The organism is Terasakiella brassicae (assembly GCF_014641495.1).
Classification (GTDB): Bacteria; Pseudomonadota; Alphaproteobacteria; order Rhodospirillales; family Terasakiellaceae; genus Terasakiella; species Terasakiella brassicae.
In genome coordinates, this window is sequence record NZ_BMHV01000017.1 from 19,883 (window position 1) to 32,257 (window position 12,375).

At 45.6% G+C, this 12,375-nt stretch carries 16 protein-coding genes and 1 pseudogene; 5 read left to right on the plus strand and 12 right to left on the minus strand.

What is annotated here, in order from left to right; genetic code table 11:
- Positions 1 to 3 precede the first annotated feature (3 nt).
- Both IEW74_RS11965 and IEW74_RS11970 read right to left on the minus strand, forming a co-directional pair.
- A complete protein-coding gene (locus IEW74_RS11965) occupies positions 4 to 402 on the minus strand; it encodes a hemerythrin family protein (protein ID WP_188665369.1) in 399 nt (132 codons plus the stop codon).
- Positions 399 to 647: an SHOCT domain-containing protein gene (locus IEW74_RS11970; RefSeq protein WP_188665370.1), complete on the minus strand. Its 249-nt coding sequence runs from the start codon at positions 645 to 647 to the stop codon at positions 399 to 401. Before IEW74_RS11970 ends, IEW74_RS11965 begins: the two co-directional genes overlap by 4 nt.
- Before the next feature lie 456 nt (positions 648 to 1,103).
- Between IEW74_RS11970 and IEW74_RS11975 the strand changes: the two genes are divergently transcribed.
- A complete protein-coding gene (locus IEW74_RS11975; protein WP_188665372.1) occupies positions 1,104 to 1,661 on the plus strand; it encodes a hypothetical protein in 558 nt (185 codons plus the stop codon).
- Positions 1,662 to 1,923: 262 nt separating this feature from the next.
- Positions 1,924 to 3,264, plus strand: coding sequence for a relaxase/mobilization nuclease domain-containing protein (locus tag IEW74_RS11980; RefSeq protein ID WP_188665374.1), 1,341 nt, complete (start codon positions 1,924 to 1,926; stop codon positions 3,262 to 3,264).
- Positions 3,265 to 3,268: 4 nt separating this feature from the next.
- On the opposite strand, the gene IEW74_RS11985 is transcribed toward IEW74_RS11980, so the two are convergent.
- The 3 genes from IEW74_RS11985 to IEW74_RS11995 form a co-directional block, all read right to left on the minus strand.
- The gene (locus tag IEW74_RS11985; RefSeq protein ID WP_188665376.1) at positions 3,269 to 3,571 is read right to left on the minus strand and encodes a plasmid mobilization protein; all 303 of its coding nucleotides are present in this window, start codon (positions 3,569 to 3,571) and stop codon (positions 3,269 to 3,271) included.
- A gap of 158 nt (positions 3,572 to 3,729) precedes the next feature.
- Entirely contained in the window at positions 3,730 to 4,011 is a 282-nt protein-coding gene (locus tag IEW74_RS11990) for a helix-turn-helix domain-containing protein (protein ID WP_188665379.1), read from the minus strand.
- Between the two features lie 86 nt (positions 4,012 to 4,097).
- Positions 4,098 to 5,072 (minus strand): hypothetical protein, encoded by a 975-nt coding sequence (locus IEW74_RS11995; protein ID WP_188665382.1) that lies wholly within the window; start codon positions 5,070 to 5,072, stop codon positions 4,098 to 4,100.
- Here IEW74_RS11995 and IEW74_RS12000 point away from each other — a divergent pair.
- Positions 5,066 to 5,197: pseudogene (locus tag IEW74_RS12000) on the plus strand (transposase); the annotation flags it as partial. The gene IEW74_RS11995 and the pseudogene IEW74_RS12000 sit on opposite strands and share 7 nt — an antisense overlap.
- Positions 5,198 to 5,212: 15 nt before the next feature.
- On the opposite strand, the gene IEW74_RS12005 reads toward IEW74_RS12000, so the two are convergent.
- The 7 genes from IEW74_RS12005 to pedA1 form a co-directional block, all read right to left on the minus strand.
- On the minus strand, positions 5,213 to 5,437 hold the full coding sequence (locus IEW74_RS12005) for a DUF779 domain-containing protein (protein WP_188665385.1): 225 nt from the start codon (positions 5,435 to 5,437) through the stop codon (positions 5,213 to 5,215).
- A gap of 87 nt (positions 5,438 to 5,524) precedes the next feature.
- On the minus strand, positions 5,525 to 7,045 hold the full coding sequence (adh, locus tag IEW74_RS12010) for an aldehyde dehydrogenase (protein ID WP_188665387.1): 1,521 nt from the start codon (positions 7,043 to 7,045) through the stop codon (positions 5,525 to 5,527).
- A 179-nt stretch (positions 7,046 to 7,224) separates the two neighbouring features.
- Positions 7,225 to 7,767 (minus strand): rhodanese-like domain-containing protein, encoded by a 543-nt coding sequence (locus tag IEW74_RS12015; protein ID WP_188665392.1) that lies wholly within the window; start codon positions 7,765 to 7,767, stop codon positions 7,225 to 7,227.
- A complete protein-coding gene (gene pedC, locus IEW74_RS12020; RefSeq protein ID WP_188665395.1) occupies positions 7,764 to 8,552 on the minus strand; it encodes a lanthanide ABC transporter permease protein PedC in 789 nt (262 codons plus the stop codon). Before pedC ends, IEW74_RS12015 begins: the two co-directional genes overlap by 4 nt.
- Complete coding sequence (gene pedB, locus IEW74_RS12025; RefSeq protein ID WP_188665397.1) at positions 8,540 to 9,274, minus strand: lanthanide ABC transporter ATP-binding protein PedB/LutE; 735 nt, start codon at positions 9,272 to 9,274, stop codon at positions 8,540 to 8,542. Before pedB ends, pedC begins: the two co-directional genes overlap by 13 nt.
- A complete protein-coding gene (locus tag IEW74_RS12030) occupies positions 9,271 to 10,236 on the minus strand; it encodes a YVTN family beta-propeller repeat protein (RefSeq protein WP_188665400.1) in 966 nt (321 codons plus the stop codon). The genes pedB and IEW74_RS12030 overlap by 4 nt, the downstream gene beginning before the upstream one ends.
- Positions 10,233 to 11,402, minus strand: a complete 1,170-nt coding sequence (gene pedA1 / locus IEW74_RS12035; protein ID WP_188665403.1) for a lanthanide ABC transporter ABC transporter substrate-binding protein PedA1 — start codon at positions 11,400 to 11,402, stop codon at positions 10,233 to 10,235. Before pedA1 ends, IEW74_RS12030 begins: the two co-directional genes overlap by 4 nt.
- Before the next feature lie 163 nt (positions 11,403 to 11,565).
- Between pedA1 and IEW74_RS12040 the strand changes: the two genes are divergently transcribed.
- Positions 11,566 to 11,988 carry a cupredoxin domain-containing protein gene (locus IEW74_RS12040; protein WP_188665406.1) on the plus strand — a complete coding sequence of 141 codons (423 nt, stop codon included), beginning with the start codon at positions 11,566 to 11,568 and terminating at the stop codon, positions 11,986 to 11,988.
- A 6-nt stretch (positions 11,989 to 11,994) separates the two neighbouring features.
- Complete coding sequence (locus IEW74_RS12045) at positions 11,995 to 12,294, plus strand: hypothetical protein (protein WP_188665409.1); 300 nt, start codon at positions 11,995 to 11,997, stop codon at positions 12,292 to 12,294.
- Positions 12,295 to 12,375: the final 81 nt, after the last annotated feature.

Consider the following 12,375-nt stretch of genomic DNA (forward strand, 5'->3'; position numbering starts at 1 on the left):
TCGTCAATTAGACGCATACAGACCTGACCAGAATTCAATGAAGTCGTGATCAAACTCAGCCGTATGTCGTTTCAACCAGGCGCTAATTTCATTTGCGACAGCCACATTGTCATATTCGCTGCATTTGTTTCTTTTTTGGATGTTTTTCAACCGTCTCAACAAATCGCTATGATCGTTTTTATGTTCTTGGTATGCACTATATCCAGACAGACGTATAAGCACCTCTTCACGTTCAAAGTTTCGTTCCATATAACGAATAACATCGCTTAAACGCGGACATACCTGATGACCTTCATGACAAATGACTTCAGGGTCAAACAATTGGCGGGTTAAATATTCAAGGCATTCTTTATTGGCATGAATAAAACGAATACCTTTTGTATGGACGTCTTGAAGTCTCATCCTGCCAAATCCTTTTTCTTTTGAAGATAGTCTTCGCGTGAAATTTCGCCATTAGCGTATTTTTCTCCCAAAGCGGAAAGTGCTGGGTCTTGGGACCTCTCGCCTCTAATCATCCGATAAAGACCAATAATCAGAGCAATTACCAACAGAAGGAAAAACAAGGAGACAAACCCGTGCATCCCCCAAAAGCTGAACCAGCTTCCATCACCGTACATGGCATGATGGGACCAATCTGAATTCCACATGACTTCCTCCATTATTCCTTTGATGCTAACAGGCCATCTGCTGCTTCAACTTCAATTTAGCGCCATCAATGTTGCTGGAGTATGTCTCAGAATAGGGGGAATAGTTACAAAGCTTGACGGGTAGGAGTTTTGACAAACTTTGTCACAAACTAAATTGATATGGGCGAAGTAAAATTACTTTAATCTCTGTTATTCTTGATCTAATGTGACTTTGGAGCTGAAACGCACAGCTCTGGGGCTTAGTAACCTCCACACTAGCGGTCAGTATCGACCGTAATGATACCTTGTTGACCTCCATGGTCGGGGAGCCTTTGGCGTATGTCCAGGTTCTCCGAACTAAAGGCCATTGGGACCATCTAGTGTTGGTTTACTAACTCCCCGATCACCAGAGATCAATTGAGCATATCCTTTGCGGGGGCGTACCGCGAGGGCTCTGGCTCAGTAGGGGAATAGATAATGTTAAATCAAATAAATAAGCTGAAATTGCCAGCCCGCATGTTGTTTGTTGGCTTTGTTCTCGTGATTATTTCTGGCACAACTGAAGCTGGTGTGTTTGACAAAATTGGGTCGCTGTTTGGCGGTAGTGGTTCTGACGTGTTTGAGGTGACGATCAAGGCCAAGGCCGCTTTGGATATTGCTGAGGCGAGAAGCAATGGCGATTTATTAAATTCCAAATTTCGTTGTGATCTTCGCAAATCGAAGCAGCGAGTTTGTACTTATAAAAATATGCTTAGGGTTCGTGGCAAATTCAGCCCTCGCAGTGAAAGCACCTTTTATGATTTTGTGATTGCTGGGTATGAGCGCGAACCAAATTTGCATGATGTATATTTTGTTATGCATGAGGATTGGGCCAGGGTTTACAATTTTTCTCTGACGAAAAATAAGCCGTTCACTTTTCGTTATGGCGATCTACCGATTGAAAAGACCGAGGCAATATCTGCGACGTTTGAGCAGAAGGGGATAACGCTTGTTGAGTTAGATATTTCTATCCGGGAAATCGATCCAGACGATTAATTTAGGGCCACGGTAGTTTTGGATAAAGCCACAACTGATTGGCAAGAAGCCACAAGACTTTTTGCTGAGGCCACAGCGGTTTTGATAAAAGCCACAGGGCATTTTTGCAAAAACACGCGAAAAACACAGGTCATATTCAAAAACAAAATTGCAGAATTATTGAAAAACAACAGGTTACATAAATTACATAGTCTTCAATTCTTTTGCAGGATTAGCGAAATGTATGACAGACATTCTTGTTTTTTGTCGATAAGCTGTGTTTATGGTTTTTGAGGATGAAGAATACGGATACGTAAAGGGCGGTTCGGTCAATCAGGAAGACGAGCGGTTGATGAAGCGTTTTTTTGCAAATGGGGGACGTTCTTCCAGTGGTTTTGCGCGTTCACGTCGGGCCGCACGTATTCGCTATAACAACTATAGAAATTATGCTGGCGATCAGGGCAAGCGTGAAGCTGTTGTCAAAGTGGTTTCTGCTAAAAAGTCGGCGAGCTCGGTTCGGGCTTTGGTCAAATATATTTCGCGTGAAGATGAAGACGAACAAGTAGAAATCTATGATCAATTCGGTTTGCCTACTGATAAGGAAGCAATCGAAAATTGGGAATTGCGAACGGATCAGGAAAACCAGCGAGAAGACGGGACTTGGCGCAATAACCAAGCTTGGCATTTGGTGTGTTCTGTCCAGAAAGAACATGACGCGAGAATAAGTGAAACAAAGTTCAAACTGGAATGTGCAGTTCGTGGCTTTGTTGCGGAAAATTTTGGTCAACATTATTTTCAGGTCGTTTGGGCCATTCACGCTGGCACGAAAGATCACCCGCATGCACACCTTGTGATCAAAGCGCAACCGGATCGGGGAAACCGTCTGCATTTTGATCGGACTGGTGACATGTTTGATATTCTGCGTGATAATTTTGCAACGCACTTACAAAATGTCGGCCTTGATTATGTCGCCACTCGGCGTGAAGACCGTCATCATATCAGAAGGAAAATTTTGTCGGATGAAGCGCCTTTACGCCCCCCTTTTCCGACAGGAGGACACCGTGTGGAAGGACCAGCTCTTTTGCATATGGCTCAAAACGCGAAACCGCAAAAGCAAAAGTGGCGTCTTTTTAATAAAGAGGAAAAACTTGAAGTTCCCGCTTTGTTTGAACGGATGTATTTGGAACCAAAAACAGCATACAAGAATTGGCTTTGGTTGATTCAGCATCCAAATTGTGAAGGGCGGAGACGAAAAGCACACCGTTTTGGTATTTGGGTGCTAACCACTCGGCCTAGAATGATAGGTCAGCTGGTCGAAGGCGTTCCCAAACCTAAGGGTGGTCAGGAAGTCGTGAATGCTTTAACGGGTAGGGCTCTTGGTTCATGGCCTCATAACTGGCAGCCGATGTTAAGGCGGGTTGTAAAAAAGAAAACAGATAAAGAGAAAATGCTGGCATCGTTATCAAGAATGTTCAGAAACGGGATTTTTGATCGTGCAGAACGTTTTGACATTATGCAAAATGAATGGAGAGATTTGGTATTTGAGTTGCGCCAAGCACGTCAGAAAAAAAGAAAAAAACAGGGCCCTGTGAAATCTTCTCAAAGAGGTGGTTGGAGCTTGTAAACTGTTATTTTAACCAGCTGCGAATTTTCTGCTCAATCCTTTCGATCAGGTTGTGGGTTTGATATTTATTCGGTGTAGGATTTAGGTACAGGAGGCTGTGTAGCATTTTGATTTCCATAATCACTTCGTCTGCCTGTTCCTTAACCAAGTAAGATATTTGGGTTGTCGAGTTATTGGCGCTCCAAAGAGCAGATTTACGGATATAGCCAGATAAGGACGTCATATCTGCCGCTAGTGCTGCTTTTTGTAAAATGTATTTTTCCTCAGAACTGAGGCGAACGCTGGTAAGGATCGTTCTTTGTGTCATGCTTTTTCCTTTCAAAGCACGTCTGAAAAGTGAGTTTCAAATCCAACTCATGCAAAGAATTGGCTTAAGTGCTCATGGGGTGATATTGAATGCACTATGATTAGGAAAGAGGGGATGCTTGAACAGACATTAGCTGCTTCAAGCTGATTTTCGGGTGTTTACCTGTCGTCGAAGGTATTCTCAAGTCGACCACCGCTTAATAACCATTCGAATAAATCGCGTCTGAAATATCGAACGATTCTTAGCTCCTGACCATGAACGCGTGGGCGTAGAAAATGCGGACCGCCACCACGACTTCTGTAGCGAGCTAAACTATCAACGGAAACCCCAGTTAGTCGGGAAGCTTCTTCAGCTGATACTGCGGAGTCAAGCCAGGTTGGGTCTCGTTCTAACAACAATTTTAGAAAAGGGTATTTCTCAATTAATTCATCATTCAGCATAATGCTATCCATTCTAGTTTTTGATATGGAAAGCATAAAAAATATAAAGGTGAGGCCTCAATTTTTCTTAGCTCTGGAGCTGGAAATTAAAAGTTTTTTACTTTATATATTTTTGATTTTATTCTATTTTTTCTTAATATATTAGCATAAATTTCTTCGCAATGCTTACTGTAGCCCCCTTCGGTTTTTTGGTAGTTTAAGAAAACTTTTATTTTGCGAGCAAGTTGACCTTTGGGATGCTCAGCCGTTAATGGAATGATCCCTCTTTTGCAAAGAATGTTTAGCGCAGCTTCCACATGTGGTCGGATGGGGTTAGTCCTATCCCCTTTCAGACGTTCTTCACTTTTTAAGGCGGCATACGTTTGGGATAATGGTTCAAGATCCATAAAGGTAATGAAACGCATTTTTACAGAGTCATGTATGATGAGATACTTTGCGAGGTTGTGATAGTCAGGAGCTTGCTCCTGAAAGGAAGTTTCAGACCATTTTTTCATTCCGCTTGCAACAATTTGGCAAGCGTTTTCCAATTTGATTTTTTTTTGTATTTCACTTGCATTGTTGGTATTGCGGTAATGTGCGGCATTGGCCTCTACTATTAGCTGTTCAAAACGATTTAGGCATTTACTTGCGTTCGATGGTTTGGAAGCAACAGAAAGATATATGTGATAGAGTAAACATGAACGTGTTAAGGGGAATAGGTCCGATTTTTGCGTCTTTAAATGTCCATCAATATGAATATGCTTTTTAGTTAAAGGTTGTTTTTTTCGTTTATTTTTGAAAAAGAAAAATTTACTTAATAAGGTCAATATTATATTTTTTCTGTTAGTCGTTTGTTTTTTTATTGGCTCGAGAAGTAGGCTAAAAGGTCCATCATACTTAATGATATCATCTATAAGTGATGCAAAGAAAATGATTTCATGATCTGTATGGGCGACGCTATCGACATCTTTAAAGATGTTAGAATGGTTCTCCAAAAAGGATATGAAAAGAGATGGTCCCCAAAAACAGGACAGGGTGTTAAGGTGGGATAACCGTTTTTGAAAAGGACTATCCGATGGCAAAACGCCGTAACCATTCAGCCGACTTCAAAGCCAAAGTAGCTTTGGAAGCTTTACGAGAAGAGCTCACGCTTCCCGAATTGGCAAAAAAATATGATGTGCACCCCAACCAGATCAGCACATGGAAGAAATGGACCCGTCCCCTAAAACTGGAGAGCACCTTCTCCATTTAGGGGACGGGTCCAGGTTTCTTCCACTTGTCTAATTTGGATATCGCTTTCACCAAGAGTAAATTCGTTGGCGATAAAGCACAGGGGGGCACTGCCGTCACAACAACCGCCGGAAATCAGGAAAATAAGTTCGCCATGTTCTGCCTTGAGTTTGTGTAAAATATCAAGGGCTTGTGGTGTTATGTTTAGTTGCATCATGGCAAAATCCTTATCCGAAAAAATAAAAAAAGCCGCAAAGAGGGTGGGGGGAGTCCCTCTTCACGGCCCTTAATAGGAAGGCTTGGCTTAGAAGAAACCTAAGGCGTTGTCGCTATAGCTGACCAACAGGTTCTTGGTTTGCTGATAGTGATTGAGCATCATTTTATGGGTTTCACGACCGATACCGGATTGTTTGTAACCGCCAAAGGCAGCATGTGCCGGATAGAGGTGATAACAATTGGTCCAGACGCGACCGGCTTTGATGCCGCGCCCCATGCGGAAGGCACGATTGCCATCACGTGACCAAACACCGGCACCTAGGCCGAAGGCGGTATCATTGGCGATTTCCAAGGCTTCAGCTTCGTCTTTAAATGTGGTAACACTAACGACCGGGCCAAAAATTTCTTCCTGGAAGATACGCATTTTATTGTGCCCTTTCAGGATGGTCGGCTCTACATAGAAACCGTCAGCGTATTCGCCGCCCAATTGGGCTTGATTCCCACCGCACAGGACTTCGGCCCCTTCGTTTTTGCCGATTTCAATATAGGACAGAATCTTATCAAGCTGTTCCTTGGAAGCTTGTGCACCGATCATGGTGGAGGTGTCCAACGGATTGCCCTGTTTGATGCTTTTTACACGTTCGATCGCCCGTTCGATGAATTTTTCGTAGATGCTTTCCTGAATGAGAACGCGGCTCGGGCATGTGCAAACTTCGCCTTGGTTCAGGGCGAACATGGCGAAACCTTCCAAGGCTTTGTCGAAAAAGGCATCATCTGCGGACATAACATCTTCAAAGAAAATGTTTGGCGATTTGCCACCCAATTCCAAGGTAACCGGAATGATGTTTTCAGATGCATATTGCATGATCAGGCGGCCTGTACCTGTTTCACCTGTAAAGGCAACTTTGGCAATGCGTTTGCTGGTTGCCAACGGTTTTCCGGCTTCCACACCAAACCCGTTGACGACGTTGAGCACGCCCTTGGGCAGGATATCTTTGATCAGGTCCATCAAAACCATAATCGCCATTGGTGTTTGTTCCGCCGGTTTCAGGACAACGCAGTTACCGGCAGCCAAAGCCGGTGCGACTTTCCATGCTGCCATCAGCAGCGGGAAGTTCCACGGAATGATTTGACCGACAACGCCCAGCGGCTCATGGAAATGATAGGCATAGGTCTCAGCGTCAATTTCTGCGATAGAGCCTTCTTGGGCGCGGATACAGCCAGCGAAATAGCGGAAGTGATCAACCGCCAGCGGCAGGTCGGCGGCGGTGGTTTCACGGATCGGCTTTCCGTTGTCGATTGTTTCAGCCATTGCGAGCAAGGACAGGCGTTCTTCCATGCGATCCGCGATTTTATTTAAAATCTGTGCGCGTTCTGCCGGAGATGTTTTGGCCCAACCGTCTTTGGCGGCATGTGCGGCGTCCAGTGCGCGTTCCACATCAGCCGCTTTGGATCGTGCAACTTCACAGATGACACCGCCGGTCACCGGGGAAATGTTTTCAAAATATGCGCCGTCAGCCGGTGCAACCCACTCGCCGCCGATGAAGTTGTCGTATTTGGTGCGAATGGCAACATCACCAGCCAATTCTTTTAAATCTTTTAATAGCATTTTATCTTCCTAGACTGTTTGAAGCAAACGCCTGATACGGGCGCCTGTACCTGTTAACTGGAAACGCCGTGACTTTTGCAGACACAACAATTCTGTAATGCCTGATTTGAGGACTTGTGGAAACTCGACTTAAGTCGTATTTTTCGGTAATTTAGAGTTAATTTATTGTTTTTTATAATTTATTTTTTGATGGAAAAGGGCGTGATTTCGGCCAGTGGATGACCCGCGTCCTGCCAGCCGTCTTTGCCATCTGCCAGCCAATGAACCGATTTGTAACCTAAACTCGCAGCCCGTTTTGCACCATTCCATGACATCCAACAGGATTTCAGGCAAAAGAAGATCAGTTTTGTCTGTTTATTCTGTGAACTGAGTTGTGCCAGCGCCTTTTCAAAATATGTGTTTTGATCGGGGGTTAAAGCGCCGCGTCCTACATCGGGAAGCCAGTAACTGCCGGGAATGGAGGTGTGAGGTTTAACGCTCATCCAACCGCCCTTTCGGGATTTCGTCAAAAATTTTCCTGAGCCAATCACGTCGATGAAAATCGCCCCTTTTTCTTTCAGGTGAACCGCCTGTTTGATATTGATCGTTTGTGCACCGGGAACATGATCGGGAACGGGGGCTTTGTAACGGTTCATACGATACCCATCGGGCACAGGCACAGGCACAGGCACATGGCTACAGGCTGCCAATATTATGATAAAGAACAGGACAAAGGTTTTCATTTCGGGCCTCGTTTATGAATATGGGCCGGGTCGTACCCCCACAGGGCAATGCTTAAAAAAGCAAGGCAAGAGAGCAGACAGATCCATAAGGCTTGCGCATTGAACTGGGCATAAAAGGAAAAACGGATAAGTTCCACCGCATAGGTAAAGGGGTTGAAACGACAAAGTTGTGCGAGAAATATGCTTGATTCCGAAATTTTCCATATGGGATACAAGGCTGAAGATAGAAAAAACATAGGGAAAATGACGAAATTCATAATTCCAGCGAAATTTTCCAATTGCTTAACCCGAGAAGACAGGACCATTCCCAAGGCACCCAGCATGAGGCTGCTGACAATCAGAACCGGCAGAACCAGCAAATAACCGGACGGCGGCAATTCAATGCCAAACCCGAAGGCAATGATCAGAAAAACGTACACCTGAATAATGGAGACAAAAGCCCCGGCCAATAGTTTGCCGAACAGGAGAAACCAACGCGGCATGGGGCTGGTTAACAGGACATGCATGCTGCCCATTTCGCGGTCATAGACCATAGACAGGGAACTTTGCATGCCGTTGAACAATTGGATCATGCCGACCAAGCCGGGCAAGATATAGACCTCATACGTGATATAGGTTTCATATGGGGCAATGATTGACACCCCCAAGGCCGCGCGAAAACCCGCTGCAAAAACGAACAACCACATCAAGGGGCGAACCAGTGCGGAAAAGAACCGTTCGCGTTGTTGTAGAAAACGCAATAGTTCGCGGATAATCACGCCTTTTAGACAAATCAGGTAAGGCATGTTTGCCCCCTTTGGGTCAAATCATTGAAGGTCTGTTCCAATGTGGGGGCGGCGAGTTCGTGTGCGGTTCCCTGTCCGGCGATTTGTCCGTTGTGTAAAATGATGGTTTGATCATTTTCGCGGACCTCATCAATTAAATGTGTTGCCCAAAGGACGCTGGTACCGCGTTCCTGACACAGGTGATGGACATGATCGACAAGGGTGCGCCGGGTTGCGATATCCAGCCCGACACTGGCTTCGTCCAATAATAACAGGGCGGGATGATGAAGCAACGCACGGGCAATCTCGGCCCGCCTGCGATGACCACCGTTTAACTGACGAACCTTTTCATGGCGCCTGTCGTACAGGTCTAAACGTTCCAATTCTTCTTGAATGCGTTGTTCGCCCAGTTTGTTTCCGATCCCGTGCAGGCTGGCAAAATATCGTAAGTTCTGAAGAATACTCAGGTCCAGATCCAAGGTTGTCTGTTGAAAAACAAACCCCATCAAAGCCAAGGCAGCGCGCGGTGTTTGGGCGATATCATATCCATGAATGAATAAATTTCCATATGTTGGACGGTTTAAGGCGCTGGCTATGGCAAAAAAAGTGCTTTTACCGGCACCATTTGGCCCTAGAAGCGCACAAAAACATCCCTGTTCGATATTAAAGGACATATCTTTCAGGGCTTGCTTGGTATTTTCATAAGTGAAAGACAGGTTTTGTGCGGATAACAATGCGGTCATGGTTTTACCGCAATGCCCCAAGGGTAACGTCCGACTTTAATGGATTTCACTGCTTTTAAGTTTTGGGTGTCAATAAGGGTGACATCGCCGCTGACCCCATTGGTGGTGAGCAATAATTTCTCATCCGGGCTGAATTCCAGATGCCAGACCCGGCGTCCAACCAGAATATATTTTTCCACCTCGTAGGTTTTTCGATTAACAACGGCGACATGGTTTGCCGGGCCAAGGGCAATATAAGCGTATTTACCATCGTGACTTAAACGCATGCCAACGGGCTGAACCCGATCTTTATGAATACCCTTAATAGCAAAGTTTATTTTTTTAACAATCTGGCGATCTTTCACATCAATGACAGATACGGTGCCACCAATTTCAGAAGAAACCCACAACAAGCTATCATCCTGTTCAAAAACGGCGTAGCGCGGGCGTTGGTCAACCAGTGTATTGTCAAACAGTTCATGGTTTTGGGTGTCAATCCAATGCACCATATTTGTTGTTTCGGACGTTGTGATAGCGATTTTACCGTTGTGGCTGACGGCCATGCCTTCGGGTTCCACGCCGACATCAATCTGGGCCAGTACTTGCGAAGTCTGAACATCGACAACGGTTGTCAACGCATCGTCTTCGTTGGCAATATACAGTTTACGGTCATCGGGATGCAGCGCAAATTGTTCCGGGTCGGCCCCTGATGGCAGCTCCCCGATTTTGGTTTCCTGCGCGCTGTCGTAAATTTCCACCGTATCGTCGTTGGAGGTGCAAATATAAAGGCGCTTGTTGTCTTTGCTTAAAATAATACCGCGTGGGCGTTTGCCGACTTTAAAGGTCCGGGTGACTTTCATTTGATCCAGATCGAGAACGGAAACGGTATTGTCTTTTTCATTGCTGATGAAAGCTGTCGAAGCCCATAAGTCACTGACAATGAATGTTGAACCAAGAAGGGTCGCAAGGATCAGGCGTTTCATTTGATAAATTCCTTACATTTACTTTCAGGCTGATCAAAGCCGAGGGTGTCGAGTTCGCTATAGCGGTGCAAGAACCCCTCAATCGGGGCTTGTGTGACGAGGGAATGCGCTGCACTTAATGCAACAGGTTGACGCAACTGACCATTCCAAGGGCGGTAGGACAGTTTACGTCCTTTAAACCCGGCCAGTTCAAACTGTTGGCTGCGAACAAAACGGTTTAAGGTGTCGAAGTTTTTTGAATTTGTCCGGGTTGCAGCTTCACCGATGGTACGTACTGCGGCCCAAGCTGCGTAATCCCGTGCTGTCATGGGGCGTTTTGTCTGTTTTTTAAATCGGTTTTGCAGTTGTAAAGCTCCCCATTGTTCCTGCGTCCAGTACCATGCAGTGGGGAATAAGCCTTGCGTCCCAGCAACCGGGCGCGGGTCGAAAGTTCGGTAAATCATATATTCCCCAAAATCACCCAGTTCATCGGCGACCATCAGGATATCGTAGTCTTCCCCTTGCGTGAGGAGGGGGATTTCCGCCTGTGCACTGCGATAGGCATCACGTCCACCGTTCCAGATTTTTTCTGCAACGATTTTTGCACCGTACTTGCGCGCAGAGGCTTTAAGGGATGTCGCGAATTTTTGATCAACATTATGGGGACCTTGGATCAAAAACCAATCTTTCCAGCGTTTTTTGACCAGATATTGTGCCAAGGCATCCGTGAGCATGGCCCGGCTGGGTATGGTATGGAGCAACCGGATATCACACGCCTGCTGGCGCAAGGCATTATCAGGGGCGCGACTGTTGAAAAACAGTACATTTTGATGTTTGGTCTGTTTTAAGATGGTCTGAAGGCTAACGCTTGGAAGATCGAGAACAAACAGGTTATGACCTTTGGTGACGAGTTGGTCGATGGTCTGTTGTACATTTGCGTCTTCTGCCAAAGTGATTGTGTCCAGCGTAAATTTTTGTTTAAGAAAACGTCCGGTCGTATTGTTGTCTTGCAAGGCGAGCAAAGCCCCCTGTACCCCCAGATCATCAGGTGGCTCAATCAAATTGGACAGAACGGGCGGGTGTTCTACTTTTTGCGACACAAAAACGATGGAAATTGTTTCTACCTGTTTGGCTGCTGTTGGAAACGTCAGGCCTAATACGGCGATAAGGCAGAGCAAAAAACGCATGAAACCAGACTCCCATTATGCATGAACGAACCGGCAATCCGGTATGTTTGCTATTAGAGCAACGTCACGCAAGCTTGAAAATTCGACCTTTGTCGAATGGCAGAGGCAAGGACGGATTGTTAGCCTTATCCAAACGAAACAAATTTTAACAGGGATGAGTTAGATGAAACGTTTGAGTATTTTGGCATTTTGCCTTGTTGTTCTCAGTACTTCCGCTTTTGCAGAAGGGTATCTGGCCCGCAAGGCTGTGACCTTACCGGATTTGATTTTGGGAACGGATGAAGCCGGTTATCAGGTGAGCCAGAAGCAATATGACCTTGAAACAGGAACGGCTTATCAATTGAAAATTGTCAGCACCGGGCGCAAACCCTATGCACTGCGTAGTGCGGATTTCTTCAATTTTATCTGGTTGCGCAAAGTCGAGGCCGGCGAAATGGAAATCAAGGTATCCCATCTGTATGAGCTTGAATTTGAAGAAGAAAGCGAAGCCGAGCTCTTCTTTGTTCCGATCAAACCGGGCACCTACAAGCTTTATGCGGCAGGGCTGGAAGAAAAGGGCACATTTACCTCAATTCATGTGAAGTAGTGACCCATGAAACGGATATGTCTCTCGCTTTTGATCCTTGTTGTGATGATGGGGCAGGCCAAGGCGGGCAATCTGATCATCCATAATAAAACGGACCGACAAGTGAAAGTGTCTTCTGTTGGCGGTGCTGGGCGCATTGAAGGTGGGCAAACAAAATCAATTGCCTTTGCCAATGAAGAAAGGGTCGCGACCATCAATATCTGGTGGATGAACAATGCCCGACAGCTGTGTCAGATCGTTACCCCGTGGGAACGGACAATCATTGTGACAGGTCGTAAGGAAATAAAATGTTTATCCAAAAACTGATTCCTTCTCGCCTAAAGTCGAATATCGGGCATGGCGGCAATTTGTTAAGGTCCTTGTATCTGAAGTTGCTTAAGCCTCAAT

What these genes read in the sequence shown, in the direction of transcription:
- IEW74_RS11965 (WP_188665369.1), bottom strand. Translation starts at nt 402, where the DNA reads ATGAGACTTCAAGACGTCCATACAAAAGGTATTCGTTTTATTCATGCC.
- IEW74_RS11970 (WP_188665370.1), bottom strand. Translation starts at nt 647, where the DNA reads ATGTGGAATTCAGATTGGTCCCATCATGCCATGTACGGTGATGGAAGC.
- IEW74_RS11975 (WP_188665372.1), top strand. Translation starts at nt 1,104, where the DNA reads ATGTTAAATCAAATAAATAAGCTGAAATTGCCAGCCCGCATGTTGTTT.
- IEW74_RS11980 (WP_188665374.1), top strand. Translation starts at nt 1,924, where the DNA reads ATGGTTTTTGAGGATGAAGAATACGGATACGTAAAGGGCGGTTCGGTC.
- IEW74_RS11985 (WP_188665376.1), bottom strand. Translation starts at nt 3,571, where the DNA reads ATGACACAAAGAACGATCCTTACCAGCGTTCGCCTCAGTTCTGAGGAA.
- IEW74_RS11990 (WP_188665379.1), bottom strand. Translation starts at nt 4,011, where the DNA reads ATGCTGAATGATGAATTAATTGAGAAATACCCTTTTCTAAAATTGTTG.
- IEW74_RS12005 (WP_188665385.1), bottom strand. Translation starts at nt 5,437, where the DNA reads ATGATGCAACTAAACATAACACCACAAGCCCTTGATATTTTACACAAA.
- adh (WP_188665387.1), bottom strand. Translation starts at nt 7,045, where the DNA reads ATGCTATTAAAAGATTTAAAAGAATTGGCTGGTGATGTTGCCATTCGC.
- IEW74_RS12015 (WP_188665392.1), bottom strand. Translation starts at nt 7,767, where the DNA reads ATGAAAACCTTTGTCCTGTTCTTTATCATAATATTGGCAGCCTGTAGC.
- pedC (WP_188665395.1), bottom strand. Translation starts at nt 8,552, where the DNA reads ATGCCTTACCTGATTTGTCTAAAAGGCGTGATTATCCGCGAACTATTG.
- pedB (WP_188665397.1), bottom strand. Translation starts at nt 9,274, where the DNA reads ATGACCGCATTGTTATCCGCACAAAACCTGTCTTTCACTTATGAAAAT.
- IEW74_RS12030 (WP_188665400.1), bottom strand. Translation starts at nt 10,236, where the DNA reads ATGAAACGCCTGATCCTTGCGACCCTTCTTGGTTCAACATTCATTGTC.
- pedA1 (WP_188665403.1), bottom strand. Translation starts at nt 11,402, where the DNA reads ATGCGTTTTTTGCTCTGCCTTATCGCCGTATTAGGCCTGACGTTTCCA.
- IEW74_RS12040 (WP_188665406.1), top strand. Translation starts at nt 11,566, where the DNA reads ATGAAACGTTTGAGTATTTTGGCATTTTGCCTTGTTGTTCTCAGTACT.
- IEW74_RS12045 (WP_188665409.1), top strand. Translation starts at nt 11,995, where the DNA reads ATGAAACGGATATGTCTCTCGCTTTTGATCCTTGTTGTGATGATGGGG.